At 59.5% G+C, this 23,538-nt stretch carries 24 protein-coding genes; 8 read left to right on the top strand and 16 right to left on the bottom strand.

The window, feature by feature from the left end:
- Positions 1 to 45 precede the first annotated feature (45 nt).
- On the bottom strand, positions 46 to 507 hold the full coding sequence (locus tag ACFSM5_RS07520) for a MarR family winged helix-turn-helix transcriptional regulator (protein WP_379875701.1): 462 nt from the start codon (positions 505 to 507) through the stop codon (positions 46 to 48).
- 46 nt (positions 508 to 553) lie between these two features.
- Between ACFSM5_RS07520 and ACFSM5_RS07515 the strand changes: the two genes are divergently transcribed.
- Genes ACFSM5_RS07515 through ACFSM5_RS07500 form a run of 4 tightly spaced genes read left to right on the top strand, consistent with a single transcriptional unit; the run spans position 554 to position 2,684 of the window.
- Positions 554 to 907, top strand: coding sequence for a DUF488 domain-containing protein (locus ACFSM5_RS07515; RefSeq protein ID WP_379875700.1), 354 nt, complete (start codon positions 554 to 556; stop codon positions 905 to 907).
- On the top strand, positions 904 to 1,818 hold the full coding sequence (locus ACFSM5_RS07510; RefSeq protein WP_379875699.1) for a PLP-dependent cysteine synthase family protein: 915 nt from the start codon (positions 904 to 906) through the stop codon (positions 1,816 to 1,818). The genes ACFSM5_RS07515 and ACFSM5_RS07510 overlap by 4 nt, the downstream gene beginning before the upstream one ends.
- A 48-nt stretch (positions 1,819 to 1,866) precedes the next feature.
- Positions 1,867 to 2,211, top strand: a complete 345-nt coding sequence (locus ACFSM5_RS07505) for an ArsR/SmtB family transcription factor (protein ID WP_379875698.1) — start codon at positions 1,867 to 1,869, stop codon at positions 2,209 to 2,211.
- Positions 2,208 to 2,684 (top strand): SRPBCC family protein, encoded by a 477-nt coding sequence (locus ACFSM5_RS07500; protein WP_379875697.1) that lies wholly within the window; start codon positions 2,208 to 2,210, stop codon positions 2,682 to 2,684. Before ACFSM5_RS07505 ends, ACFSM5_RS07500 begins: the two co-directional genes overlap by 4 nt.
- Positions 2,685 to 2,729: 45 nt before the next feature.
- On the opposite strand, the gene ACFSM5_RS07495 is transcribed toward ACFSM5_RS07500, so the two are convergent.
- The 4 genes from ACFSM5_RS07495 to purT form a co-directional block, all read right to left on the bottom strand.
- Positions 2,730 to 3,815, bottom strand: coding sequence for a ligand-gated ion channel (locus ACFSM5_RS07495; RefSeq protein ID WP_379875696.1), 1,086 nt, complete (start codon positions 3,813 to 3,815; stop codon positions 2,730 to 2,732).
- Positions 3,812 to 4,930, bottom strand: a complete 1,119-nt coding sequence (locus ACFSM5_RS07490; protein WP_379875695.1) for a cache domain-containing protein — start codon at positions 4,928 to 4,930, stop codon at positions 3,812 to 3,814. The genes ACFSM5_RS07495 and ACFSM5_RS07490 overlap by 4 nt, the downstream gene beginning before the upstream one ends.
- 186 nt (positions 4,931 to 5,116) lie before the next feature.
- Positions 5,117 to 5,359 (bottom strand): hypothetical protein, encoded by a 243-nt coding sequence (locus ACFSM5_RS07485; protein WP_379875694.1) that lies wholly within the window; start codon positions 5,357 to 5,359, stop codon positions 5,117 to 5,119.
- An 8-nt stretch (positions 5,360 to 5,367) separates the two neighbouring features.
- A complete protein-coding gene (purT, locus tag ACFSM5_RS07480) occupies positions 5,368 to 6,549 on the bottom strand; it encodes a formate-dependent phosphoribosylglycinamide formyltransferase (protein ID WP_379875693.1) in 1,182 nt (393 codons plus the stop codon).
- A 249-nt stretch (positions 6,550 to 6,798) separates the two neighbouring features.
- On the opposite strand from purT, the gene ACFSM5_RS07475 reads away from it, so the two are divergent.
- The 3 genes from ACFSM5_RS07475 to ACFSM5_RS07465 all read left to right on the top strand — a co-directional run bounded on the left by ACFSM5_RS07475 (position 6,799) and on the right by ACFSM5_RS07465 (position 10,294).
- A complete protein-coding gene (locus tag ACFSM5_RS07475; protein WP_379875692.1) occupies positions 6,799 to 7,701 on the top strand; it encodes a hypothetical protein in 903 nt (300 codons plus the stop codon).
- Positions 7,702 to 8,029: 328 nt separating this feature from the next.
- Complete coding sequence (locus ACFSM5_RS07470; protein ID WP_379875691.1) at positions 8,030 to 9,337, top strand: hypothetical protein; 1,308 nt, start codon at positions 8,030 to 8,032, stop codon at positions 9,335 to 9,337.
- Between the two features lie 75 nt (positions 9,338 to 9,412).
- A complete protein-coding gene (locus ACFSM5_RS07465) occupies positions 9,413 to 10,294 on the top strand; it encodes an AraC family transcriptional regulator (RefSeq protein ID WP_379875690.1) in 882 nt (293 codons plus the stop codon).
- Between the two features lie 51 nt (positions 10,295 to 10,345).
- Here ACFSM5_RS07465 and ACFSM5_RS07460 read toward each other — a convergent pair whose 3' ends face one another.
- Complete coding sequence (locus ACFSM5_RS07460) at positions 10,346 to 11,122, bottom strand: alpha/beta fold hydrolase (protein ID WP_379875689.1); 777 nt, start codon at positions 11,120 to 11,122, stop codon at positions 10,346 to 10,348.
- A gap of 172 nt (positions 11,123 to 11,294) precedes the next feature.
- On the opposite strand from ACFSM5_RS07460, the gene ACFSM5_RS07455 reads away from it, so the two are divergent.
- On the top strand, positions 11,295 to 11,780 hold the full coding sequence (locus ACFSM5_RS07455) for a MarR family winged helix-turn-helix transcriptional regulator (protein ID WP_379875687.1): 486 nt from the start codon (positions 11,295 to 11,297) through the stop codon (positions 11,778 to 11,780).
- An 89-nt stretch (positions 11,781 to 11,869) separates the two neighbouring features.
- Here ACFSM5_RS07455 and guaA read toward each other — a convergent pair whose 3' ends face one another.
- The 10 genes from guaA to flgK form a co-directional block, all read right to left on the bottom strand.
- Positions 11,870 to 13,435 carry a glutamine-hydrolyzing GMP synthase gene (gene guaA / locus ACFSM5_RS07450; protein WP_379875686.1) on the bottom strand — a complete coding sequence of 522 codons (1,566 nt, stop codon included), beginning with the start codon at positions 13,433 to 13,435 and terminating at the stop codon, positions 11,870 to 11,872.
- A gap of 54 nt (positions 13,436 to 13,489) precedes the next feature.
- Positions 13,490 to 14,041 carry a GNAT family N-acetyltransferase gene (locus tag ACFSM5_RS07445; RefSeq protein WP_379875685.1) on the bottom strand — a complete coding sequence of 184 codons (552 nt, stop codon included), beginning with the start codon at positions 14,039 to 14,041 and terminating at the stop codon, positions 13,490 to 13,492.
- Positions 14,038 to 14,604: a GNAT family N-acetyltransferase gene (locus tag ACFSM5_RS07440; RefSeq protein WP_379875684.1), complete on the bottom strand. Its 567-nt coding sequence runs from the start codon at positions 14,602 to 14,604 to the stop codon at positions 14,038 to 14,040. The genes ACFSM5_RS07445 and ACFSM5_RS07440 overlap by 4 nt, the downstream gene beginning before the upstream one ends.
- Before the next feature lie 105 nt (positions 14,605 to 14,709).
- Positions 14,710 to 16,080 carry a tetratricopeptide repeat protein gene (locus ACFSM5_RS07435; RefSeq protein WP_379875683.1) on the bottom strand — a complete coding sequence of 457 codons (1,371 nt, stop codon included), beginning with the start codon at positions 16,078 to 16,080 and terminating at the stop codon, positions 14,710 to 14,712.
- Between the two features lie 31 nt (positions 16,081 to 16,111).
- Positions 16,112 to 17,218, bottom strand: a complete 1,107-nt coding sequence (locus tag ACFSM5_RS07430; protein WP_379875682.1) for an FkbM family methyltransferase — start codon at positions 17,216 to 17,218, stop codon at positions 16,112 to 16,114.
- 55 nt (positions 17,219 to 17,273) lie between these two features.
- Positions 17,274 to 17,651 (bottom strand): flagellar biosynthesis regulator FlaF, encoded by a 378-nt coding sequence (locus tag ACFSM5_RS07425; RefSeq protein ID WP_379875681.1) that lies wholly within the window; start codon positions 17,649 to 17,651, stop codon positions 17,274 to 17,276.
- 201 nt (positions 17,652 to 17,852) lie between these two features.
- Complete coding sequence (locus ACFSM5_RS07420; protein WP_379875680.1) at positions 17,853 to 18,281, bottom strand: flagellar biosynthesis repressor FlbT; 429 nt, start codon at positions 18,279 to 18,281, stop codon at positions 17,853 to 17,855.
- Between the two features lie 17 nt (positions 18,282 to 18,298).
- Positions 18,299 to 20,851, bottom strand: coding sequence for a DUF1217 domain-containing protein (locus ACFSM5_RS07415; protein ID WP_379875679.1), 2,553 nt, complete (start codon positions 20,849 to 20,851; stop codon positions 18,299 to 18,301).
- Positions 20,852 to 21,007: 156 nt separating this feature from the next.
- Positions 21,008 to 22,060, bottom strand: a complete 1,053-nt coding sequence (locus ACFSM5_RS07410; protein WP_379875677.1) for a hypothetical protein — start codon at positions 22,058 to 22,060, stop codon at positions 21,008 to 21,010.
- 12 nt (positions 22,061 to 22,072) lie between these two features.
- Positions 22,073 to 23,524 carry a flagellar hook-associated protein FlgK gene (gene flgK, locus ACFSM5_RS07405; RefSeq protein WP_379875675.1) on the bottom strand — a complete coding sequence of 484 codons (1,452 nt, stop codon included), beginning with the start codon at positions 23,522 to 23,524 and terminating at the stop codon, positions 22,073 to 22,075.
- Positions 23,525 to 23,538 lie beyond the last annotated feature (14 nt).

Below are 23,538 nucleotides of genomic sequence, written 5' to 3'. Positions count from 1 at the left end.
GCCCCCGGGGACCTCCCTCACACCGAACCGGGGGCGGCAATCTTTTCAGAGGGTTTCTAGGTCCGCCGATAGATCCGCCAACTGGCGCGTCAGATCGGGCGGGATCATTGCCGCGAGCTGCGCATTGGCCGCCCGCCAGACCGGGATTGCCGCCTCCAGCCGCCGCGCGCCGGTTTCCGTCAGCCAGACGGCCCGCCGCCGCAGATCCTTCTCCGCCACCACGATCTCGATCAGGCCGGCCCGCTCCAGGGTGCGCAGGTTGCGGGACAGAGTCGATTGGTCAAGGCCGGTGCGCGCCGCCAGTGCACCCAGCGTATCGTCGCTCAGGGCCGCGATCTGGGCCATCAGCCCGATCTGCGCCGCGCTGAGGTCAAGATCGGCCAGCGCCTTGTCCAGAAAGGCCGTGATTCGCCGGGCCGCCAGTCGGCTGTTCCAGGAGGGGCAGTCCGCCACCAGTTCCCGGGCATCGGTCAGCAGAGTCTTTTGAGATTGCGCCTTCGTTTCCATAGATCTATGCATATACATAATTTGTAGATGCATGGAAATGGTGATCATGAGCGATTGGCGATTGAAACGTATCTATGAGCCTGCGGAACCGGGGAACGGTACGCGGGTGCTGGTGGATCGCCTTTGGCCACGCGGCATCACAAAGGACAAGGCGCGGATCGACCTCTGGCTCAAGGATCTTTCGCCCAGCGACGCGCTGCGTAAACGCTTCCATGGACATCCCGAGGATTGGGAGGCGTTTCGCAGTGCCTACGCGGAAGAGCTTTTGGGCGCAGCAGCGCAGGCGGCGGTCGCGCAACTTCGTGCGCTGCCGACGCCGGTCACGCTGCTGTACGCCGCCAAGGACGAGCAGAAGAACAATGCCCTGGCGCTGAAACTCTGGCTGGAGGAAACCGCATGACCACTATTCTGGACCGTATCGGCAAGACGTCGCTGCTGGCGCTGCGCAGGGTCGCGCCCGCGAAAGGCGCTCGAATCCTCCTGAAGATCGAAAGCGAAAACCCGACCGGCAGTATGAAGGACCGCATGGCGCTGGCGATCATCGAAGCGGCCGAGGCCGATGGCCGCCTGAAGCCCGGCGGTTCGGTCGTCGAATATACCGGCGGCAGCACGGGCGTTTCGCTGGCGCTGGTCTGCGCTGTGAAAGCTTATCCGCTGCATATCGTGACCTCCGACGCCTTCGCCAAGGAGAAGCTGGAGCATATGCGGATCCTTGGGGCTCGGCTTCAGGTCCTGAAAAGCGACAGCGGTAAGATGACCGAGAAGTTGACGCGGGACATGATCGCTGCCGCCGGGGAAATCGCTCGCGAGACCGGCAGCTTCTGGGCCGATCAGATGAATAACCGTGATCAGTTGGCGGCCTATCACGCCATGGCTGACGAGATCTGGGATCAGACTGGCGGGCGGATCGATGGCTTTGTGCAGAGTGTCGGCACAGCCGCCTCGATACGGGGTGTCGCCAACGGTTTGCGCCGCCATCACGACGCGATCCATATCTGTGCCGTGGAGCCGGCGGAATCCGCGGTGCTGTCCGGCGGGATCAGCGGCGCCCATAAGATCGACGGCATCGGTGCTGGTTATGTGGTGCCGCTCTGGCAGCCGGAGATCGCCGACTCGATCGAGCCTGTTTCAACCGAAGAGGCCGCTTCCATGGCCAAGCGACTGGCGCGGGAAGAAGGCCTGTTCGCCGGAACTTCCACCGGTGCCAATGTCGTTGCGGCTCTACGGCTGGCCGAGCACTTGGGGGCGGACGCCACCATCGTGACGGTAATGTGCGACACGGGAATGAAGTACCTCAGCAAAAGCCTCTGATAAAAACTTATCCATTGAGCTAAGTATCGTGCCGTGATACTTAGCCTTATGGATCAGTATCAACATCAGCTCGACCGAACTTTCCTGGCGCTGGGCGATCCCACGCGGCGTGCCGTCCTGCGGCGGCTTGGGCGGGGGGCGGCCAGTGTCAGCGATCTCGCGGCGCCTTTCGAGATGGCGCTGCCGTCCTTCATAAAGCACATCCGCTTCCTGGAGGAGAGCGGCCTGATCCGCACGCAGAAGCAAGGCCGTGTGCGGACCTGCACCCTCGATAAGGTGCGGCTTGCCGCTGCCGAATCCTGGCTGGCAGAGCAGCGGACCCTGTGGGAGGAACGCACCGACCGGCTGGAACAGTTCGTCACCAGTTTTCAGGAAACAGGACAAGAGTCATGAGCGCTTCCTTCGACCCGGCCCGCGATCTGACTATTTCGCGGATCATCAAAGCCCCTCGCATGTCTGTCTGGAAGGCCTGGACGGATCCTGCCCGGTTCGAAAAATGGTGGATTCCGGCGCCCGCCCTCTGCCGGGTGGAGCGGATGGAGGTGCGCCCGGGCGGCTCATTGGTGACCCATATGAGCGAGAACGGCGGTCCGTTCCTTCCTCACGTCGATTTCTGTTATCTGGCGGTGGAAGAGGGCAGCCGACTGGTCGTGACCGATGCATTGAGGGCTGGTTGGCGACCGGCGCAACAATCCTTCATGACCGCGATCCTCAGCTTCCAGGATCATCCGCAGGGGACGGAATATTCGGCCCATGTCATGCATAAGACCGACGCTGACCGGAAATCGCACGAGGAGATGGGCTTCCACGATGGCTGGGGAACCGTCGCGGCGCAGTTGGCGGCGCTAGTGGAAGCTGAGATTTAAAAAGGCCGAAGGGCATCGCGCCTTAACGGATGCCCTTCGATATCCTTAGACCGCCGCGAGGAACACGAAGGCGATCCCGCTGACAATAAACACCAGGGGGAAGGCCCACATCAGGAACAGGAACATCTGCTCCTGTACATAGGGCCCGAAGATCCGCTTCGGGATATTGTAGCGATAGAGCCCGACGGTGATCAGCAGACCGACACTCAAGGCGATGTAGTTGAGGCCGATCAGTCGAGTGACGGTATTATCCCCCTCCGCCAGGATCGGATAGGAGGAACTGACGGTAAAGCTGAGGGCGATGACCGCGAACAGGCCGCCGATGATGATATTGGCCAGCTCGAAGCTATCCACCGCGAACTCGCCGTCTTCCACCTTGTTCAGCCAGGTGGCGAAGAAGGGGATCAGCAGCGAGGCAAAGAGCGGAATGAAGATCGTTGCGAGCGTGCCGATGGCCACCCGCTTGACGTCGAGGGCTGCGGTCAGCGTGGCGTAGCGGTCGCCGTTCCAGCCCTTGATAATGTCGCGCTTCAGGTTGACGAAACCCAGCGTCCAGCCGCCCAGTTTGGCATTCGCGGCAGCCCGGCTGAATTCGACATCCTGGCTGGAGAAATCCAGATCGACATTCTCGATGATGTCTTCCTCGACCGCGATCTGGATTTCCAGCGACTGATGATCGAAGGGGAATTTCGCCACATCGACCGGCGTCTTATAGGCAGCCGTCGTGCGGGTCATCGTCTCGACCCGGCCATCGGGATAAATCCGCAGGCGCCGGACCGCATAAGAAGGCTCGCCGACCCGGTTGACGACGCGGATCTTCGGCATCCAGAGTTTGGCGATCTCGGCCTCCGCCGCTGACATCGTCCATTCCTTGTAGCCGTGCAGGCCTTCCTCGCGCGGGTAACGCAGGCGGGGGTCTTCCCAGGTCAGGCGCAGGTCGGTGGTGGCTTCGAACTGCTCCTCATTCTCCCCGAAGGAAGCGACCTCGTTATAGTAAACCGCGGCCCGAACAACGACCGGCAGACCTTTGCCGGTGGGGATGGAGGTCAGGTCCTGTGCCTGGGCATTAAACAGGCCCAACCCCATAAGTAGGGTGAGGCAGGCAGTCCGCAGAAACGAGCCGCCGGTCATGCTGCACCTTCCGTGTCGCGACCTTTAGTGGGGCGCCGCTGTTCATAATAGTCGGCAATCTGTTGGACTTCGGTGCTGACGGTCGCCAGATCCTCGGTGCTTTCACCGGCTTCCATGCGCGCGGTCAGGGCCTGGAGCGGACGCAGCAACAGGCCGCGCACCACCATCAGCACAATGCCGATCAGCAGGACGACGGAGATGAAGCCCAGCAGTGCCTGCAGGATCATTGCCTGTCCATCAGCGGAGCGGGTATCGCTGAAGTTCTTGGCGATGGCGAGAACGCCGATCTGCTTGCCTGCGTAATTATAGACAGGCTGCAGAAGTACACCGTACGGGGTGTCGCCCGCCTCGCGCAGGTACGTCGCTTCGTCGGTGATGTTGATGGTGTCACTGGTCACCAAGGTGCGCATCAGCGCCTCGTGGGTCGCATGAAATTTGATGAATTTCCCGACACGGTTCTGGTCGCTGTAGAATTCGGCCTTCAGGGAGGTCGCTGTATCGCGAAGAATCGATTCTTCGATATAGAGGCCCATCTCGAAGCCATAGGCCTTCTTGGTCTCGTCGAGCAGCGGGCCGAATTCCAGCGCCATTTCGAAGCTGCCGGTGGCTTTGCCGGTCTCATCGGTCATTGGCAGTGTGCCGAAGATACCGATGCCCGAGGTGGTGACTTCGATGCCCTTGCGGATAGCGCCGGTACGGTTCACCTCCAGCACGATCTGACGATATTTCGACAGATCCTCGGCGGGGCGATCCGGGTTATGGACACGCAGGAAGGAGGTCGCGGGCGCCAGATGGAACTGTGCCTGGCTGATGCCGTATTTTTCCTCCTGGATGGTGTAGGCGTCCTTGGTCGCGGCCACGAGAGCCGCCTTGTCGTGGGCGGCAAAAGCGCGTTTCACGTCTGGCATGGCCGCGATGATTTCGGCCGATGCGATGGCCTTATTCTCGGCCTCACGAAGTTTTGACTGCACGATCTCGCTCATCATCGCGAAGGTGCCTTCTTCGAACGAAGCGGCCATGCGGTGAGAGATGATGTTGCTGATGATCGAGATGGTGGCGACGACGACGATGATCGAGGTGATCAGGATCGCCGGTGCAGACTTGGAAAACTTCATGCAAATCCCCTTGAGGTCGGGGCAACCGTCGCGCACGGAAGCACCGCAATGACATTTCTGTGATTTGCATAACAGCGCAATGTGTCTGTTAGGTTACAGTATTATGTCAGTGCGGTTTTGCTTAAAAAAAGCTCAGTCATAAAGCTGGGTTTGGTTAAATAATAGTTTTCGGAGGGCGCCGGGTATTTACTCTTCTGGCTGTTCGATTTGCTTCAAGAGAAACTCTTCCACCTCGTCCAATGTTGCCGAAAATTGATAGTCGGCATCACCGAAGACGATGGCGAAGCTCGCCACATCGCGCAGCATATAGCCGCCATGGGCCAAGACCTGCTTGGTCGGCTTCTGGGGCGTGAGGAGGTTCAAGCCCTGGCGGACGGCAAGGCGCCTGACGCGGCGCTCCAACGAAGGCAGGCTGTTTTTATAGCTCATGGCGCGCCTCAGTCCCGGTAGGTGATCTTGATTTTGGCGGCGGCGGCGCGGGCAGCCTCGCGTGCCTGGTCCGTATCGCCATTGCGCGCCAATGCCAGGGTCACGCCCATGCGGCGGTAGGGGCGGGTGGTCGGCTTGTTGAAGACACGCACGTCGATATCGATGTCGGATGCCGGGGCTTGCAAAGCCTCGGCCACACCTTCCACCACAAAATCGCTGGAGTCGCGGTCGGCCAGCACGACGGCGGAGGCACTGGCGCCGAACTGCGTAATGCTGGGGATCGGCAGACCCAGGATCGCGCGGGCATGCAGATCGAATTCGGTCAGATTCTGCGAGATCAGCGTCACCATGCCCGTGTCATGGGGGCGGGGAGACAGCTCGGAGAAGATTACATCCTCGCCCTTCACGAAGAACTCGACCCCGAACAGGCCGTAGCCGCCGAGGTTATCGACGACGGCCTTGGCTTGGCGCTGTGCTTCGGCAACGGCGGCGGGTGCCATGGCGGTGGGCTGCCAGCTTTCCTGATAGTCGCCGCGTTCCTGTCGGTGGCCGATGGGATCGCAGAAGATGACGCCCTGGCGGGTACGGATGGTCAGCAGGGTGATTTCGTAATCGAAGGCGATGAAGGCTTCGACGATCACACGCTTGCGATCCCCGCGCATGCCGGCGACGGCATAATTCCAGGCAGTATCCACATCGGCTTGCGCCTTGACCGTGCTCTGCCCTTTGCCCGAGGAGGACATGACCGGCTTCACCACACAGGGAATGCCGACCTTTTCGACCGCTGCCCGCATCTCTTCGAGCGTTTCGGCATAGAGGTACTTCGAGGTCGGCAGGCCAAGCTCGCTGGCCGCCACCTCACGGATACGGTCGCGGTTCATGGTCATGATGGTGGCGCGGGCCGAGGGGACGACATTCTGGCCGCGATCCTCATACTCCTTCAGGACCTCGGTACGGATCGCCTCGACCTCCGGCACGATGAAGTCCGGCTTATGTTTATCGATGGCGACACCAAGTGCCTCGCCGTCGAGCATCGAGAAGACCTCGAACTCATCCGCCACCTGCATCGCAGGCGCCCCTGCATAGGCGTCACAGGCGACCACATGGGCCCCCAGACGCTTGGCGGAGATCACAAATTCACGCCCCAACTCGCCCGAACCGAGCAGCAGGATCTTGGCAGTGGCGGTCATGGTGGGGCCTTTCATTGGGCGCGGGCAGAGGGAGATGCTGGGTCTTTTAGCGCGACTTGGAAAGGGATGCGAGGGTAGATCCTGTGATTCGGAAATACGAAAAATCTTAGGAGTGAAATTTCGACCGGTGGCAATACCACCATGCGATTTCAATAGCTGTTTGTAGCTTCAGGTTGTGGATTATGGGTTTTATATTCTCCTTTTTGTCGTAATTTTTGATTGTGTCCTATTTTCCTATTCGGAGGGGTAATGGTTAGAAGCACCACAAATTTTAACCGCTGGGTGGCGCACGAGCCGTCGACATGGTCGCTGCAGATTTTTAATCGTTACGATAGTGAGCTGGGTATTATGGGGACCGCTCATCAAGGAGCTCTAGAATATACATATCGGATGCTTGGTGCGAATGGTGCAAAATGGTCCGATAATGCTAGGTCGGCAATGGGGGTAAGTAATCAATTTTTTAATTATTTTAAAGATTTGAAACACTGGTCCGATACTTATCATCAATTTGATAATTGGATTAATTTAAGCACTGTTCTGACTGTTGCTTCGAATCTCGAAACGTATCTGGCTGCGGTCGTTGTTCTTGCTATCGAGTCCGATCCTGGCGTCGTGGTCGGCGCCCCCAAGGCGGTTGATGGAGGCACACTCTTAAAAAATAGATCTTCAAGAATTGATTATCAAACTTATGTAATGGCTTGTACGCGGGGAGATTGGAATAGTCGCCTTGCTGCGTTGCAACGTCTGTTTAGCCCATTGCCCCCTGTTATTTTCTCCCGATTATCGGACTTGGAGGCCATGCGGCAGATCAGGAACCGATTTGGTCACGCATTTGGTCGCGACATTGACGCTGCTCGAGAACACGGGCTGCGGGAAGTCATCCCTATTGAAAGAGTTAGCCATGAGAGAGCTATTCGTCTCAAAGCTACCGCAGGGCGAGTTGCTCGGGAACTGGATCGGCATCTTTTGGCGAATCACATAGGGGATTTTGAGCCTGTGCGCTTTTATGCGCGTCACCAATGGCCGAAGGAAAAGTCTGTTGCAGTGGGACAACGGGCCGCTGACCTTAAAAAAGCAGTGGGCGGCACGGGAGCCGTTCCACGCGGGAAGACCTATTGCGCAGGCCTTATTTCCTACTGGGATACTTTATAGATCGAGGAATATCGCGTTAGTATTTTCTGTGTGTTCCCTTTGGCCGCAACCGCCGTGATGTCGTGCCCCATATTGCCTCGGTCATCTACGGCGGCTTGATATGCCCCGCCTGACGGGGTGAGAGTTTGGCTGACAGCCGCTTCAGCCGGGCTGATCGTGGATATCGACCGGCCCGGCTAATCCGCGGACTAAGCACTGCGCGAACTAGGCAGCGAATCGATTTCGCGGGGCAAGCAGTGGCACTCCCGGGCGAGCTTCGGTAGCATCCTGGCTAGGCGGTCAAAACCGCTTCTCGCATCCGCTTGCATCCCGAGGGAGCCTTTGATCGATGAGTTCAGTCCCTGACTCCATGGCTGCCGCCCGTGCCCATCTCGCCACGGCGGACAGCAAGATCGCGTATCTGCAAAATATCGAGCCGTTTTTCATCGATCTGTCGCTGCGGGAAAATCCGGTGGGCGCGCGCGTCGGGCAGACTCTGGCCGATAAGCTGGCGATCCTGCCGCAGGTCCGGGACTTCGGTTTCCAGAATATCCTGCTGGGCACGCTCGACTATTCCCAGCCCGAAGCGCTGGAGGTCGACGACGACTTCATGATGCTGCTGCGCGATCAGAACTACGATATGACCGGCTGCTTTGCTTTCACCGATATCGGTCTTGTAGGCACGGACGGCACGTTCCAGCCCAGCACCTCCATGCAGAAGCTGCGGGACTATAAGGTGCCGAACACCCTGCATGAGATATATCTCAGCGACTTCGGCATGGATGGCCAATATAGCTTCGAGGAGTTGCGCCGCAGCCTGCCGGTCAGCATCCAATGGCTGATGGATAACATCCAAGGCGAGCAGGGCGGCAAGCCGCGCATTCTGATCAATATCGTCGATGGCTGCGATGCCTTCGCCCAGAACCCCGACCGGACTTTCGAGATCCTGGCCCTCCTGGCGCAGCAGCTCATCGAAGGCATCAGCTTCGAGGATGACCGCGGCACCTATATGCCGTTCCAGGTCGGGGCCTATGTGGCGGCAGCGCGCCAGTTCCTGCCGCCACCCTTCAAACTGCTGGTGCATATGCACAGTGGTGGCGGCTTCGAGAATTCCAGCGTCATCGAGGCATTGCTAAATGGTGCCGACGGTGCCTGGGGTGGCCTGGCCAAGCGCGCAGCGATCATCGGTCATGCCTCCCTGGGCGAGCTGATCTCGAACCTCGTGCGCGTCGGCAATCCGCATATGAACGACTATAAGCTGGACCGGCTGCTGCCGCTCGCGACCGGCTTCCAGGTCCTGGATGAGATCGAACAGGTTCCGGACGATCTGCCGATCCTGGGCCATAATGCCTACCGGCTGCCGCTCAGCTTCTTCCGGCAGGTACCGGACCGCTTCATGGATCTGACGCCCGAGGCTATCGGCGGTACCTACCGCTATCGCATCTGTCCGGTCGTCAGCGATCCGGCCGTGATCGCTGGGCGCCTTGCCGAAGTAACCGGCCAACCGGCCAGCAATTTCCCGGATGAGGTGACCAAGCGCATGGTGCGGCTGATGCGCCGCGATCTGCGCGATGGGAAGCGGATCATCTATGATCATCCGCCGGAGTTGATGGCGCTCTACCAGCGGGCGCTGGTGCCGCAGGTGGGGGAGGCTTAGCAGAAGCGCAAGATCGGTCGAGCGCTGCGGTGACTAACAGACCTAGGTTGAGCGGGCCACGGGAGACCTAGACGAATGACCGCAGCGCTTCGGACCTATCATGAGCGGATGCAGCGGGTGCTGGAGTATATCGACCGGCACCTCAATGACGATCTCGATCTTGATGGTTTGAGCGGTGTCGCGGCCTTCTCGAAGTTCCATTTCCACCGGCAGTTCACGGCGGCTTTTGGTCTGTCGGTTTATCGCTATATCCAGCTTGCCCGCCTGAAGCGCGCATCCTATCGGCTGGCCTATCGGGATGGCGAGCGCGTCACGGATATCGCGATGGATGCCGGTTACGAGGCGCCCGATGCCTTTGCCCGCGCCTTTCGGCAAAGGTTCGGGCAATCGCCGTCGTCCTTCCGGAAATCTCCCGATTGGGAGCCGTGGCTTGCGGCCTTCGGGCCTCTCGACAGTGCGAGGAGCAAGCTTATGCAGACGCGTTTTACGAGTGACGATGTGATCATCCGCGATGTGCCCACAACGCGGGTGGCGATCCTGGAACATCGGGGCGAACCGGCGATGCTGGGCGCCACCATCCAGCGCTTCATCGCCTGGCGCAAAGCGGCGGGCCTTCATCCCAAAACAAGCCCGACCTTCAATGTCTGGCGGTCCGAGCGGCGCCCCACCTCACCAGCCGATTACTCCATCGATCTCTGTGTCGGCACCGACCGGCCGATTGACGCGAACGGCGAGCAGATCAAGGTCGGAGAGATTCCGGGCGGGCGTTGCGCGGTACTGCGGGTGGTTGGCCATACCGACAATCTGGAGCCCGCCGCCCTCTATCTCTACCGCGACTGGCTCCCGGCCAGCGGCGAGGAAGCGCGCGATTTCCCGCTTTATTGCCAGCGCTTGAGCTTCTTCCCGGAAGTACCGGAACACGAAGCGGTGGCGGAGCTATTTCTGCCGCTGAAATAGCGCGAAGGCGGCAGGGGCGATGGTTCCTGCCGCCTTCGATAATGTTCAACCCTAGTTCTTCTTGGTTGCGACCTCACGGGCCGCGCTGTCGATCACGTCGGACACCACCTTGGGCTGGGTCATTAACAGCGCGTGGCTGGCCTTCACATTCGTGACTTTCGCGCCGATACGCTTGGCCATCGACTGCAGCATCTTCTGATCGAAAGCCTTGTCCTCGGTTGCGATCACCGCCCAGCTGGGCTTGCTGCGCCAAGCGGCGTTTTCCAGCTTGGTTGCGAAGGTCGACAGGTTGATGGGGACCTGCGAGTCCCGCATGAAAGCGGCATCGGCGTCGCTGGTATCGGCGGCAAAACCGGCCTTGAACTTCTCCGGCAGCACGAACCCATAGCCATCCGAATGGGCGTCGATCACAAATTCCGGCGGGGTCGTGAAGCCGTCATATTGCTGTGCCGTCGTCTCACCGGCATCGGGCGACAGGGCGGAGACATAGACCAGCCCGGAAACCTTCGGATGCACGCCTGCCTCGGTGATGACAGTGCCGCCCCAGGAGTGGCCAACCAGGATTGTCGAGCCATCCTGGCGATCCAGCGCCCGCTTGGTTGCCGCGACATCGTCAGCTAGCGAGGTCAGCGGATTCTGCACGATGGTGACGCGGTAGCCGCGCTTGGTCAGATCGTCATAGACGCCGCGCCAGCCCGAACCATCGGCGAAGGCCCCATGGACCAGCACGACATTCTTCACGGCTTGCGGCGCTTGGGCGAGGGCGGCGCCGGAGATCAGCGTGGCGGCAGCGGCGGCGGCGATGGATGTGCGGATGCTGTTGGACATTTGATGGCTCCTCTCAAAGGTTGTTTTGATTTCGCGATAATTGTTATCGCGATATATGTTTGATAATTCGAGTCGACGGGCTTGTCCAGAAAAAAATTATCGCGATAATTGTTTTTGCGAGGAGGCGATGAAAATCGCGCTCTTGGTTGGACCTTAAGAGAGGGATATCGCCATGTCGGAAGAGAGCAGGGGGCCGGTGCCCCTCGATGATCAGCTTTGTTATGCGATCTATTCGGCGGGCATCGCCATCCAACGGGTCTATAAGCCGCTGCTGGATGGGTTGGGCCTGACCTATCCGCAGTATCTCGTGCTGAATGTGCTGTGGAATAAGGACGGTCAGACGGTGGGCAGCATCGCGGATCGTCTGGCGTTGGAATCGAGCACGCTGACGCCGCTGCTTAAGCGGTTGGAGGCTGGTGGGCTGGTCCGGCGCACGCGCAATCCTGAAAACGAACGCCAGGTGATCGTCGAACTGACCGAGCAGGGCCGGAATGTGAAACCGCAGGCCGGGTGCCTGGGCGACTCCCTGCTCGCCGCCTCAGGCCAATCGCCCCGGCAATTGGGGGATCTCAATCGGGATGTCAGGCACCTGCGGGACGCCATCTACAGCCATGTCGGCGGCTGGTCCGTCAGCCCAGCAGGGGATGGCAGCGAATAGCCGCCAAGCCTATTCATCGGTCCGGCGGCTTACATCGGCAGGTGACTGCCTGAAACGAAAGGGGCGCCAGATGGCGCCCCTCATTACACTCATTCCCACTCGATCGTCCCAGGCGGCTTGCTGGTGATGTCGTAGGTGACGCGGTTGATGCCGCGCACTTCGTTGATGATGCGGGTGGCAACCCGGCCCAGGAAGTCGTGGGGGAAGGGGAAGTAGTCGGCGGTCATGCCGTCGGTCGAGGTGACGGCGCGCAGGGCGCAGGCAAAATCATAGGTGCGCCCGTCGCCCATCACGCCGACGGTGCGCACCGGCAGCAGCACGGCAAAGGCCTGCCAGATCTTGTCGTAAAGGCCCGACTTGCGGATTTCGTCCAGATAGACGGCATCGGCGGCGCGCAGGATATCCAGCTTCTCGCGGGTGATCTCCTGGCCGGGAATGCGGATGGCAAGGCCGGGGCCGGGGAAGGGGTGGCGACCGACGAGGCTTTCCGGAAGGCCAAGCTCGCGGCCCAGAGCCCGGACCTCGTCCTTGAACAGCTCGCGCAGGGGTTCGACCAGCTTCATGTTCATGCGGGCGGGCAGACCGCCGACATTGTGGTGCGACTTGATGGTGACAGACGGGCCGCCGGTGAAGCTGACGCTTTCGATGACGTCGGGATAGAGCGTGCCTTGCGCCAGGAACTGCGCGCCGCCGACCTTCTTTGCCTCTTCCTCGAACACATCGATGAACAGCTTGCCGATGGTCTTGCGCTTCACTTCCGGGTCGATCTCGCCCGCCAGCGCACTCAGGAACATGTCCGACGCATCACGATGGATCAGCGGAATATTGTAGCTGTCACGGAAGAGCGATACGACCTGCTCGGCCTCGCCCATACGCAGCAGGCCGTGATCGACGAAGACGCAGGTCAGCTGGTCGCCGATGGCTTCATGGATCAGCACGGCAGCAACCGAGCTGTCGACACCGCCCGAAAGCCCGCAGATCACCTTGCCGTCGCCAACCTGGGCGCGGATATCGGCGATCATGCGCTCGCGGAACGCCGCCATGGTCCATTGCCCATGGCAGCCCGCGATCTTGCGCACGAAGTTTTCCAGTAGCTTGGCGCCATCGGGGGTATGGACGACTTCCGGGTGAAACTGCACGGCATAGAAGCGACGCTTCTCGTCGGCAATTGCGGCATAGGGAGCATTGCCCGACACGCCCACCACCTCGAACCCGTCCGGCAGGGCGGTGACGCGGTCGCCGTGGCTCATCCAGACTTCATAGGATTTGCCTGCTTCCCAGACGCCGTCGAACAGGGCCGAACCCTTCTTGATCTCGATCTGCGCGCGGCCGAACTCGCGGTGATGGCCGCTTTCGACCTTGCCCCCGAGTTGCTCGCACATGGTCTGCTCGCCATAGCAGATGCCGAACACGGGCACGCCCGCGTCATAGACGAAGGTCGGTGCGCGCGGGGTATCGATGCCGGTGACCGATGCCGGGCCGCCTGAAAGAATGATGCCCTTGGCATTGAAGGCCTTCAGCTTCGCCGGATCGCTGTTGAAGGGGTGAACCTCGCAATAGACGCCAGCCTCACGGACGCGGCGGGCGATGAGCTGGGTCACCTGGCTCCCGAAATCAAGGATCAGGATCTTTTCGGCGTGCAAATCGGCGGTCATGGCAACTCGATCAGTTGGAAGCGGGGCAGTTGAGGCTGCGGAATTGGGGGCGGATCATGGTGAAACCGACGCAACATCGCAAGATGCGCTGAGTGCATGGACGTCCTGCCATTGATAGCGGACAGCCTTGGCCGGGTTTCCATAGAAGTCTTCGTCCCATTCGGCGACCAGCTTGCCGCCGATGCGCTCATAAAAGGCGCGGGCAGGGGCGTTATTCGCAAAGACCCCGAGATGGAGTGGCTGGGTTTCGCCCCTGGCGAGCCAGTCCTTGGCGCATTCGGCCATTAAGCGTCGGCCGATACCTTGGCCCTTGACGTCCGGGCGGACGTGGAGATTGTCGATATAACCGCCCCATTCCGGTTCCATTTTCGGAGCGAGACACAGGAAGCCAGCCGGCACGCCATTGATGTTGGCCAGGATGACGTGGCGAGGTTGGTCTGAGACCAGGGCGGCACGCCAATGCTGGCGCCGGTTCTCTGGCATCTCCTCATCCAACCATGTATCCGCCAGAATGCCGCGATAGGCCGAATTCCAGCTGGCGATATGCAGATCGGCGCAGATCATCGCGCAATCGGCAAGGGTAGGGCGGGAGAGGGTCAGGCTCATGGAGTATCCTCGGGCCGGGTCGCATGGGTGATCAGACGGTCGATGTCGGCCCAGGCATAGGCGACTTCGGTCAGCCAGGTGCCGCCGAAGCAATGCTCCTCTTCACCAACGGCAATTCCGCCTAAGCGCTGATAGAAGGCGCGCGCCCGGGCATTCCGGGCCAGGGTCCAGAGCATCAGGGAGCCGGATCCGGCTTCGCGCGCCCGGATGGCGCTGGCCCGCATCAGACGGCGGCCAACGCCGACGCGGTGCCAGGCGGTGTCGATATAGAGCGCAAAAACCTCTGTCTCATAGGGCAGGCCAGAGCGGGACTTGCCCATGGCGCAGAAGCCGACCTCAGCCCCCCCCCCCAGAGCCAGCAGCGGCATCGGATCGCTGCCGCTGGCCAGCAGGCGCCGCCAGAGCAGGCAGTGATCTTCCAGAAGCGGGCCGTCCAGAAGCCTGTCAGGCATAAGGCCGCGATAGGCATCGCGCCAACCATCGGTCTGGATGCGCGCAATCACATCGGCATCGGCAATCTGTGCCAACCTGAAAGCAAGGGAAGCGGCGGTCGGTGCGGTCATGGCGGCACTCTATCCAAATGCGGTACTGAAACGCGAGAGGCGAGATGTCTCTATGACATCTCGCCTCTGTCTTCAGCCTTCAACTTGGTTGAAGTATGGTCGGCGTTATTTCTTTTCGGGCTTCTCGGCGACGATGACCAGACCCTTCACCGGGCGGCCGTGATCGTCATTCTGCAAGGTTTCTTCCTGCGAGGAAACCACGTTGAAGCCAATCTGCTTCAGCTGTTCGCGGACATAATCGCCGCTGTGACGGAAGCGGCCGATCGGATCCAACTGGTAGCCCTTCGAACCGGCGGCATCCGTGGTCTCGACCGTGAAGCTGAAGACGCCGGTGGGCAGCAGATGCGCGTAGACGGCTTCCAGCACCGGCTTCAGGTCGCCGAAATACGGCAGCAGCTGGCTGGCGGTGATGACTTCATAGAGGCGACGATCCTGGCTGAAGAACTTCATGACATCGTCGGTTGCCAGGGCAGAATAAGCCTGCAGCTGTTCGGCTGCGCGGTTCATTTCCTTGGAGACATCGACGCCGACCATCTCGAACGAGATGCCATAAAGCATGACGCCGACAAGACCGCCGCCCGAACCCAGGTCGAGCAGAAGGCTCGCCGTCTGCCGGTTCGGATGCTCCGGCCAAAGACGCGGGCGGGCCTCGTAGATAGCCGAGGCCACAAGCACCGGGGCGCGATAGTTATAATGCGTCGGCATCAGCGTATTGTAGGTCGCGGCGATACCGTCGAAATAAGCGCTCGAGGCAGCTGGGTCGACGCGATCGATGTCTGCTCCACCAAGCGCCTTGACCATATGCTGGAGATAGGCGTCATCCGGCGCGCTAGATAGGCTTTTTTCCACCAGCTCCTTGGCGCTCTCGTTATTGCCGGCGGCAATCAAGGTGTTCAGGTAGAGGCGAAGACCCAAGGCGCTTTTGCCAAGTGCGTTATAGGCCTGTTCACCAGCGGCGATAGCGGCATCGAACTGGCCCAGAAGGACCAGCAGACGCAGACGTTCACCATGGCTGAAGGTGTCCTCGGGCATGGCTTCGACTAAGCTATCATAAACCTGAAGCGCAGCATCCATCTGACCCGAACCTTCAAACGCCTCGGCCAGAGCCAGATAGGTATCGAGGTTGCTGGGGTTGCGGCGCAACATATCCGCCAAGGTAACGATAGCCTCATCGAAGCGGCGTGCCTTGACGAGTGCCTTGCCCAACGTCAAGGCGTAGGAGGCATTATCCGTATCGCTCAGGACGCATTCCGTGATGTCGGCAAGGGCGCCATTGATATCGCCCAATGCAAGCAGAACTTCAGCGCGCTCGGCTTTCCAGTCCGTCTCATCGTCCTTGAGGGCGATGGCCGAATTCCATTCCACAAGTGACTGCGCATACCGGCGTTGGCGCTTGAGCAGTTTTGCGACCGCGACATGGCTTGCCGCGCGACGTTCGGCGGGCTGAGCGGGAGTGGGGGCGGGTGCTTGCGACATATCCCTGACTTTCTATCGATAGGGGCTTGGATCAGGCCGGGAGGAGGGAGTTGCGGACATAGATCCCGTCTCCCCAGGACGCGCTGTAAGTGCAGTCGATGGCAACTCTGGTAAAGCCGGCGGCCTCCAGTAGGTCATCGATTTCCTCGATCTGAGAACAGCCCTCGTAATTTTCGGTGAAGTTGATCTCGGAAAGAACAACCTCGACATGCTGCAGAAGAGCTTTCGAGCCACGCAGCGCCATGCCTTCGGCGCCCTGGATATCCAAATGCAAAAGGCTGAAGGCGCCGAGTTCGAGCTTGAGGTCGTCCACGACCCCGTCAAGGCGGCGGCCGGGTACGGTAACCTGGCGCTGGACATTGAAATCCTGGCCCCATTCGGCAATGCCTTCGGCCGATGGCGCGAGGATCGAACTGCCTTGCGAGTTGCCGGTGATATTCAGGGTGATCGGGCCGTCTTGATCGGTTGCAGCCACATTCACGGCATAGTAACCGGCATCGGACTTAACTTTGTCCAACAAATAGCCCGCCAGATCCGGGTTGGCTTCAATCAGCACAACCGGACCATAGTTGCGATCACGATAATAGCTGACTTCCTGACCCATGTTGGCGCCCACATGCATGACCCCAGTGGGTTTCAGCCCGTAGGCCTCCATGACCTCATCAAGGATCGGGCGCTGCGCCAGCCGTGTTTCCGGGCTATGGAGCAGAATGGCTATGCGCGTATTGACCAGAATATGGTGACCCGCGATCAGAGGATCGAACATCCGATTCATCGCCAGGAGGCCACCATTAGGGTCGACCGTGACGCGCACAAAATTCTGATGGAGTAGTTGAGCTGTGGGATCGGGAAGAATACCCGGCAGATAACAGGCATCCGGGAGGAGGAGCCAGTCAATCCGGGCATGCTTCAGCAGGCTTTTGCAGCCTTCGGCCACTTCGGGAACATCCGAAATGGACGCGATGGTCAGCAGCGCTACATGCTGAAGCTTTTTGGTCCGATACAGGGTGTCTGGAGTGGCGCCCCCAGCCGAAGGGGGTGTTTCACTGAAAACACTGATCCCCTTCTCAAGCGTATCGACGAATTGATTGTCGATAGGCCCATAGTGAACAACCGAGACGTTCGGTCGGAGCGTCATGGAGACGAGATTGTATGGTGTGTTCACGGTAAAGGGCTGCCACTAGATCCAGCGATCAGTTCAAGCCGTCGATGATCGACTCGTTGATCGTGATCAGCGCTTGAACATTGACCTTTTCGGTCGTGCTCGAAACCTTGCGGCATTCGCGGATCACGGCCAGACCAACCGACGCAATATGACCCTTCAATTCTTCGGGCAATGCGTTTTCCGGCATCATCACGTCGGACACAAGGACGGACCAGAGGGTCATATTGTCCGAGATCGAACGGGTGAACAGCATGGTATCGCTGGGGTCCGCCAGGGCGGCACGCAGACGACGCGTAACCAACGCCATCACATCGCGCTCACCGCTACGCGGCGTGGTGGTTGCTTCTTTCGTCTTTCCGTATGCACGGACCAAACGCGGATCGGGATTCGACATCGCTTCACTCATCACGGGTGCCCCGTTTCTCTATTGTCGGATCGATCTGGCAGCGCCAAATCAGATGACATCTCAACAAATTGCACCAAGCCCATAATATGTCAACATTATTGGGCGCGAATTGGCACGCTTTCGGTGCACAAGGGCCGAAACATTCGATTTCGGCTGTATTACATCTCTGCCTGGATCCGAGGATCCAAAGAAGAGGAGAACCTAATCGGGCATAAAGCTGTGAGCTGGCTTCTGCTTTGTCGACATGCCCAGAATGATATCCTCATATTTTATGAGGTCGCGGCAGAGCCGCATCGCATCATAATATCGGTGACCCTCAACCATCGAACGCATGGCACGCAGGTTTGCGTGGGTCTCAGCGATGGTGGTCGCCGCTTCATAATCGTTCAGCAGGATTTCGACATCACGCAGATAGGCGGGAAGCTCATCCGGGGTCGAAACATAGCTGCATTGGATGGCGTAATAGAGACGCCGTGCCGGAGTTGTGGCCTCGTCTGGCCGGATAACGTGACGTTCAGATAGGACTGAAGCCATGTTGTGCAAGATGATGGAGGTCGCCTTCTCGGCCGTAATCACGGCGCCGTTGATGATGACCCGTTCGCCTGCCTTCAAATTAAGCTTCAGTCCCATCTTTGTCCCACTGTTCGTTACACGATCTGACCCAGGTCGCTCTTGGTCAGGTAGTTGCTGATGATCTTCTTAACGTAGTTCGGATCTTTCAGCTGGTCGAACTTAATACGCTGCGTGAAGTAGGCTGCCTGGGTTTCGATGCCCTGGTTGACGATCTGCGTCGGGATGCCAAAGGCGCCGCTGACCAGAGTACGCAGGTTCTTGTCCGACAGTAGCTCGTAGACATTCGTGATCTTGCCAAGGCGCTGTTCGGCATAACGGGCGTAGAAGACGGCCTCGTTTTCTTGGGCGATCTTGCCTTCGTAGGACACGTTCTCGTAACCCGCGACCAGTTGGGCAACCATCTCGGGCGACTTGAAGACCTCAACACCGCTATAGAGTTGGATCGTACCGGCAGCATCTTTGAAACGCGTATCCGACAGTTTGGCCGAAAGCGATGTCGGATCCTTCGGATCGCTCAGCAGGGCCTTCTTCACCAGCGCGAAGCTGTTCTGCTGATCTTCCAGGCCAAGCGAGGTGAGGACGAAATTGAAGAGACGACGGTTGTTGAAGATATCGTCGACCTTCTTGATCGTGCTCTTGTCATTGGCTGCCAGATAGGCATTTTCCAGCTTATCGATGGTGGTGGTGGTCTTGATGGCGCCAAGGGTGCCTGTATAGAGCTTCAGATCTTCGGTTGCCTTGCGCAGCTTCGGGTCGACGATGATGCCCGCAAAATTGAACGGATCATCGGGATTGACCGACTTCGGCGGCGTCATCAGCGCGGCTTTCAGGGCCTGCGGATTGTTCTTGTAGGCATCGAGACCATAGGCGCCGACCAGATAATCGACCATCCGCTGATCCTTGAAGAGATCATCGACGGATGTGAGGGTCAGGATCTTGCGCTCGAAATAATCGACCTCATCGCGCACCTTCGTATCGGTGGCGAGCGCCTGATAATATTCGGTCTTGAACTTCGCCATCTGGGCGGAGTTCTGCACCACCGTCAGCCCTTCGTAGAGCACGAGGCTGCGGGCCACTTCCTTGGCGAACGGGTCGCTACCGTCATCTACCATGCTCGAATTCGCCGGACGATATTCCGTCGAGGTGGAGGTCGCGGTGACGGCGAAAGTCACAGGATCGACTGTGATCCCCGACAGCACGCCAGTGACGGACGCCTTTGCAGGATCCATCGCGGTGCCGACGATATCGGCAATCATCTTACCGGTCAGCGGGTCAAACCGCTTGTTGACGAGCTTGCCTGTGATAGCCGCCCCGGTGGTCGGGTCGGTGATCGTGCCGGAGCTGACGCCGCTGCTGAAGAATTCGCCCGTGAAGGTGCCGGAAATCGTCCCGATAAAGTCGGTGCGGGTCGTGCCGCGCACTTCGCCGGTCACTTCGCCGTTGATGACGCCAAGGATCGAGTTTGCGCCGGTGACAACGCCGGTGATCGGACCCAGGACCGGGTCGTTGATCGTCGCGGTCGTAATGTTGGTGATCGGATCGGTGGTCTGGCCCGTCAAGGTGCCGGTGAGGGTCTTGGTGACCGAACCGGTCAGCGGTGCGCCGCCCGCCAGATTATTGATCGTCTCGTTCGAGATGGTACCGGTCGCCGCCGTGATGGTGCCGGTGATCTTCTTCGTGATCGGGTTGGTCGACTGGCCGGTAACCGTCCCGACAACCACAAGCCCGGTCACGGGATCGGTATATTTGCCCGTCGTGACTGAGGTCACGGGGTCGGTATAGACGTCGGTCAGCACGCCGGTCACGGGGCCCGACAGATTGACGGTCAGCTTGCCGGTGACGCCGCCGTAGACCGGGCCGGTCTGGACGCGGGTAATGATGCCATTGGCCGTTCCGGTCACGGTACCGGTGAAGACCCCCGGTGAGGTCTCCTTCTTGTCGGTCACGGTGCCGTTGATGCGCGCGGTCAGGGAACCCGTGGTCACGAAAGTGACCGGGTCCGTCGTCGCGCCACTGATGGTGCCGGTAATCTTGCCGAGCAGGGGGTCGTCAATGGTGCCGACCATGGTCCCGGTGACGGGATCGGTCACGATATTGGTGACCTTGCCGGTGACGATCTTCGTCACGGTCGCCGTGGTGCCGCCCGCGCTGTTGACAATCTCGCTCAAGGGACCGGCAACCGAAACGTTGCCGCCGACAATGACCGGTTTCGTCGTCAGCACCTGCTTCAGGGCGGCCACATTGTCCTTCATGTAACCGATGCCCATCGCCTGGGCGATGTAATCGGTCAGACGCTTGTCCTGGAAAAGCTGATCCACGGTCTTGATGCCGGGCATCTTCTCGTAGAAATAGGCAGTTTCCTTGTCGAGGCTTGCCGTGTCCTTAAGGCCGGCATTCATCAGCGACTTGAAATAGGCGACCTCACTCTTGACCATCGGGTCCTTAAGAGCGTTCTCGCGCAGCTTGGCATTGTTCTTCTGATACAGCTGGTAGGTCGACATCGCATTGCCGACGGACCCGCCCGACAGGAGCGAAGTCGTATCGAGCGTAATCATATTTTCGGCCGTGAGCTTGCCTGCGCGTCCACCGCTCAGCAGGCTCAGGGTCATACTATTAATACCAGCCATGATGCATCTCCGTTCTCGGGCCCACCACTTTTACAGTGACATCTCGTATGTCACACCTGACAGATTGGCGGACCTTCTTCTGAAGGTCCGCCCCTGCCATAAACCACTGTAACACACCGCAGAGCGTAAACCTATGCTCTGATGCCGAGTTAATTTTTAGATAAAATTGAACAAATTAAGGCCGCGTGTCTGGGAGGTAACCTTGTAGGTTGCTTCCAACTGAGTAGTCCGAGCTTCGAGATCAGAGAGAACTTGTACGTGGTCTACTTCCTCGGCCGAGGCCAAGGCTTTTTTCAAGTTCACATCATTGTCGGCATACATGGTTTTCTGTTCGGTTAGAACTTCGCCGATCTCACCGACCTTGGCGACGACGGTATTGACGCCCTCGATGGCCCCATTCAGCTTGGTGATCTGATCGACGAGGAAACGATTGTATTCACCGCCGGTGCTGAAATCGGCCGGCTCGACGGTCATGATGGCCGCCAGCGAGGCCAGAGCATCGCGGAAGGCCGTGGTGCCGTTCGGTTCGCTAGCATCGGGCAAGGCGGTCAGGCCGGTTTCAATAGTCTGGCCGTCGGCGATCTTGATCGGATCGGCGGTCTGGCCATTGACGGCGCCGGGCAGGAACCAGTTGGTCAGGGCGGCGCCGGTGGTGCCGAAGAAGCCGTCCACGGCCGTATTCAAAGCCGCCGTATTGGCGAACGGGCCGCCTAATGCTGCCTGGAAGTTGGCGATCAGCGTATCGGCATTGCGGATAGGGTAGTCGGCGCCGACGCCCGTGGTGCCGCCTGCGCGACCGGCAAAGATCTGCACACCATCGACCTTGGTGTTCAGGCGGTCGACCAGCTGACGGAAACGAGCTTCCGCCGCGACGCGGATCTGGGCGCCGTCGACGTTGCCGTCTTCGAAGTTCAGCTCCAGCAGCGTGTCGCGGATCTCGACCAGCGAGCCTTCGATGCTGTCGAGAGTGGTCGCAGCCTGCTGGATGCGCGGGGTCACGGCAGTGATCGTGCTCTTATAAGCTTCGGCCCGCAGCATTTCGGTACGGGTCGCGATCGAGACGCGGCTGTCGTTGATCGTCAGGCCCGAGAACCGCTCGGACTTGTATCCGCTGGCGGACTGACGGGTCAGTTCGTTCAGCTTGTCGTGCTGCGAATTGATCAGGTTCCGGATGTAGTTGACCTGGGACAGGCTATTGATGGCCGTCATGATTCAAATCCCCTAACGCACCAGGTTTATAAGTTCATCAAGCAGCGCCTGGGTCGTTTGAACGACGCGCGCATTTGCCTGATAGAGGTTTTGCAGAGTGATGATCTGCTGGAATTCTTCGTCGATATTGACTTCCGACGTCGACGCCAATGCCTGTTGGAACTGTGTGTCGTAGGTCGTCAATTCCTTCGCCTTGCTTTCAGAACGCGAGACCACCTGTGCCGTGCGGACCGTCATCGTCGAGGCGGCATCGCGGATCGTGCGGGTGCCTGCGATATTGCTCGAGAGCGTATAGGGGCTGGTACCCGAGGTCGTGTAGGTAGTGTCGAAGGTCAGGGTGCCGTTCAGGAGCCAATCCTGAATGGTCTGGGCATTCTGAATGTCCTGCGGCTGGCTATCGAGACCTGCGGAGGTATTGGCAATGGTGTCGCCGACACGCAGCGCTTCCCAGGAAGCCGGATTCGACGAGTTGTAGGCCGGGTTGACGCGGATGTTACCGGCAAAATAGTCCGGCGTATCATAGGGCGCGTTACCGGTGGTGGGCGGGGCGCCGGTCGCTTCATCGATGAAGAGGTCAAGGTCGAGCGTCGTCGCGAAGGTGCGGGCGACCTTCTTGGTGATTTCCGACAGCTGCATCATGTAGCGGGGGGCTTCTTCCTTGATAAAGGACTGCAAGCCGCCGAGCTTGCCACCGGCCGGGCCGATGTAGCCGTTGACGCCAACCAGATCGCTGGTCGTCGGATCGACGCTCAGGACCTCGGCATATTCGCCAGCCAGAAACTTGTAGGTTCCGCTATAGACGTTCAGCACGCCGCGATCATCGATGAAGGCGCGCACATCGATCATGCCGGAAAGATCGGTCACGGCCCGGTCGCGTGCGTCCTGCAGATCGGTGGAATCCGTCCCCATGCTGTTGGCTTCCAGAACCTTGCGGTTAAGGTCCGAAATCTCACGCAGCTTGAGGTTCACTTCAGAAACGGTGTCTTCGATCTGCAGCGCGGTATCGCGTCGCATCTTCTCGATCGCGGTGAACTGATCGTTGAAGCTGTCTGCCAGATCGTTCGCACGGTCGATGATCTGCTGGGCCACGGTCGAGTCGGTCGGGCGGGTCGTCAGTTCCTGGAAGGCCTTGGCCAGGGCTTCCATCTTGCTGGCAACCGTCGTGCCCTTGGTCGGGTCGCCCGCCAGACCGTCCAGCCCCGACATCTTATCCGACAGGGTCGCCTGATAGGTCAACTGACCCCGGTTGGTGCGCAGCTTGAACTGATAGCCTTCGTCGACGTAACGCAGCACGTCGCTGGTCTTGACGCCGCCGGTCGCGAAATTGGTGAGAAGCTGCTGCTGCTTCTTGACGTAGCCAACCGTCTGCGCATTAGCGACGTTACGGGTCGTCGTGGACAGCAGCTTCTGGGTCGAATTGAGACCCGAGAGCGAGACGCCAAGTGTGCCGAAAAGTGAGGTCATGTCCTAAATTCCTT

The organism is Lacibacterium aquatile (genome assembly GCF_042683105.1).
GTDB classification, from domain to species: Bacteria; Pseudomonadota; Alphaproteobacteria; order Elsterales; family Elsteraceae; genus Lacibacterium; species Lacibacterium aquatile.
Note: the sequence above shows the minus strand (reverse complement) of the source record. Positions and strands in the feature narration are given on the sequence as shown.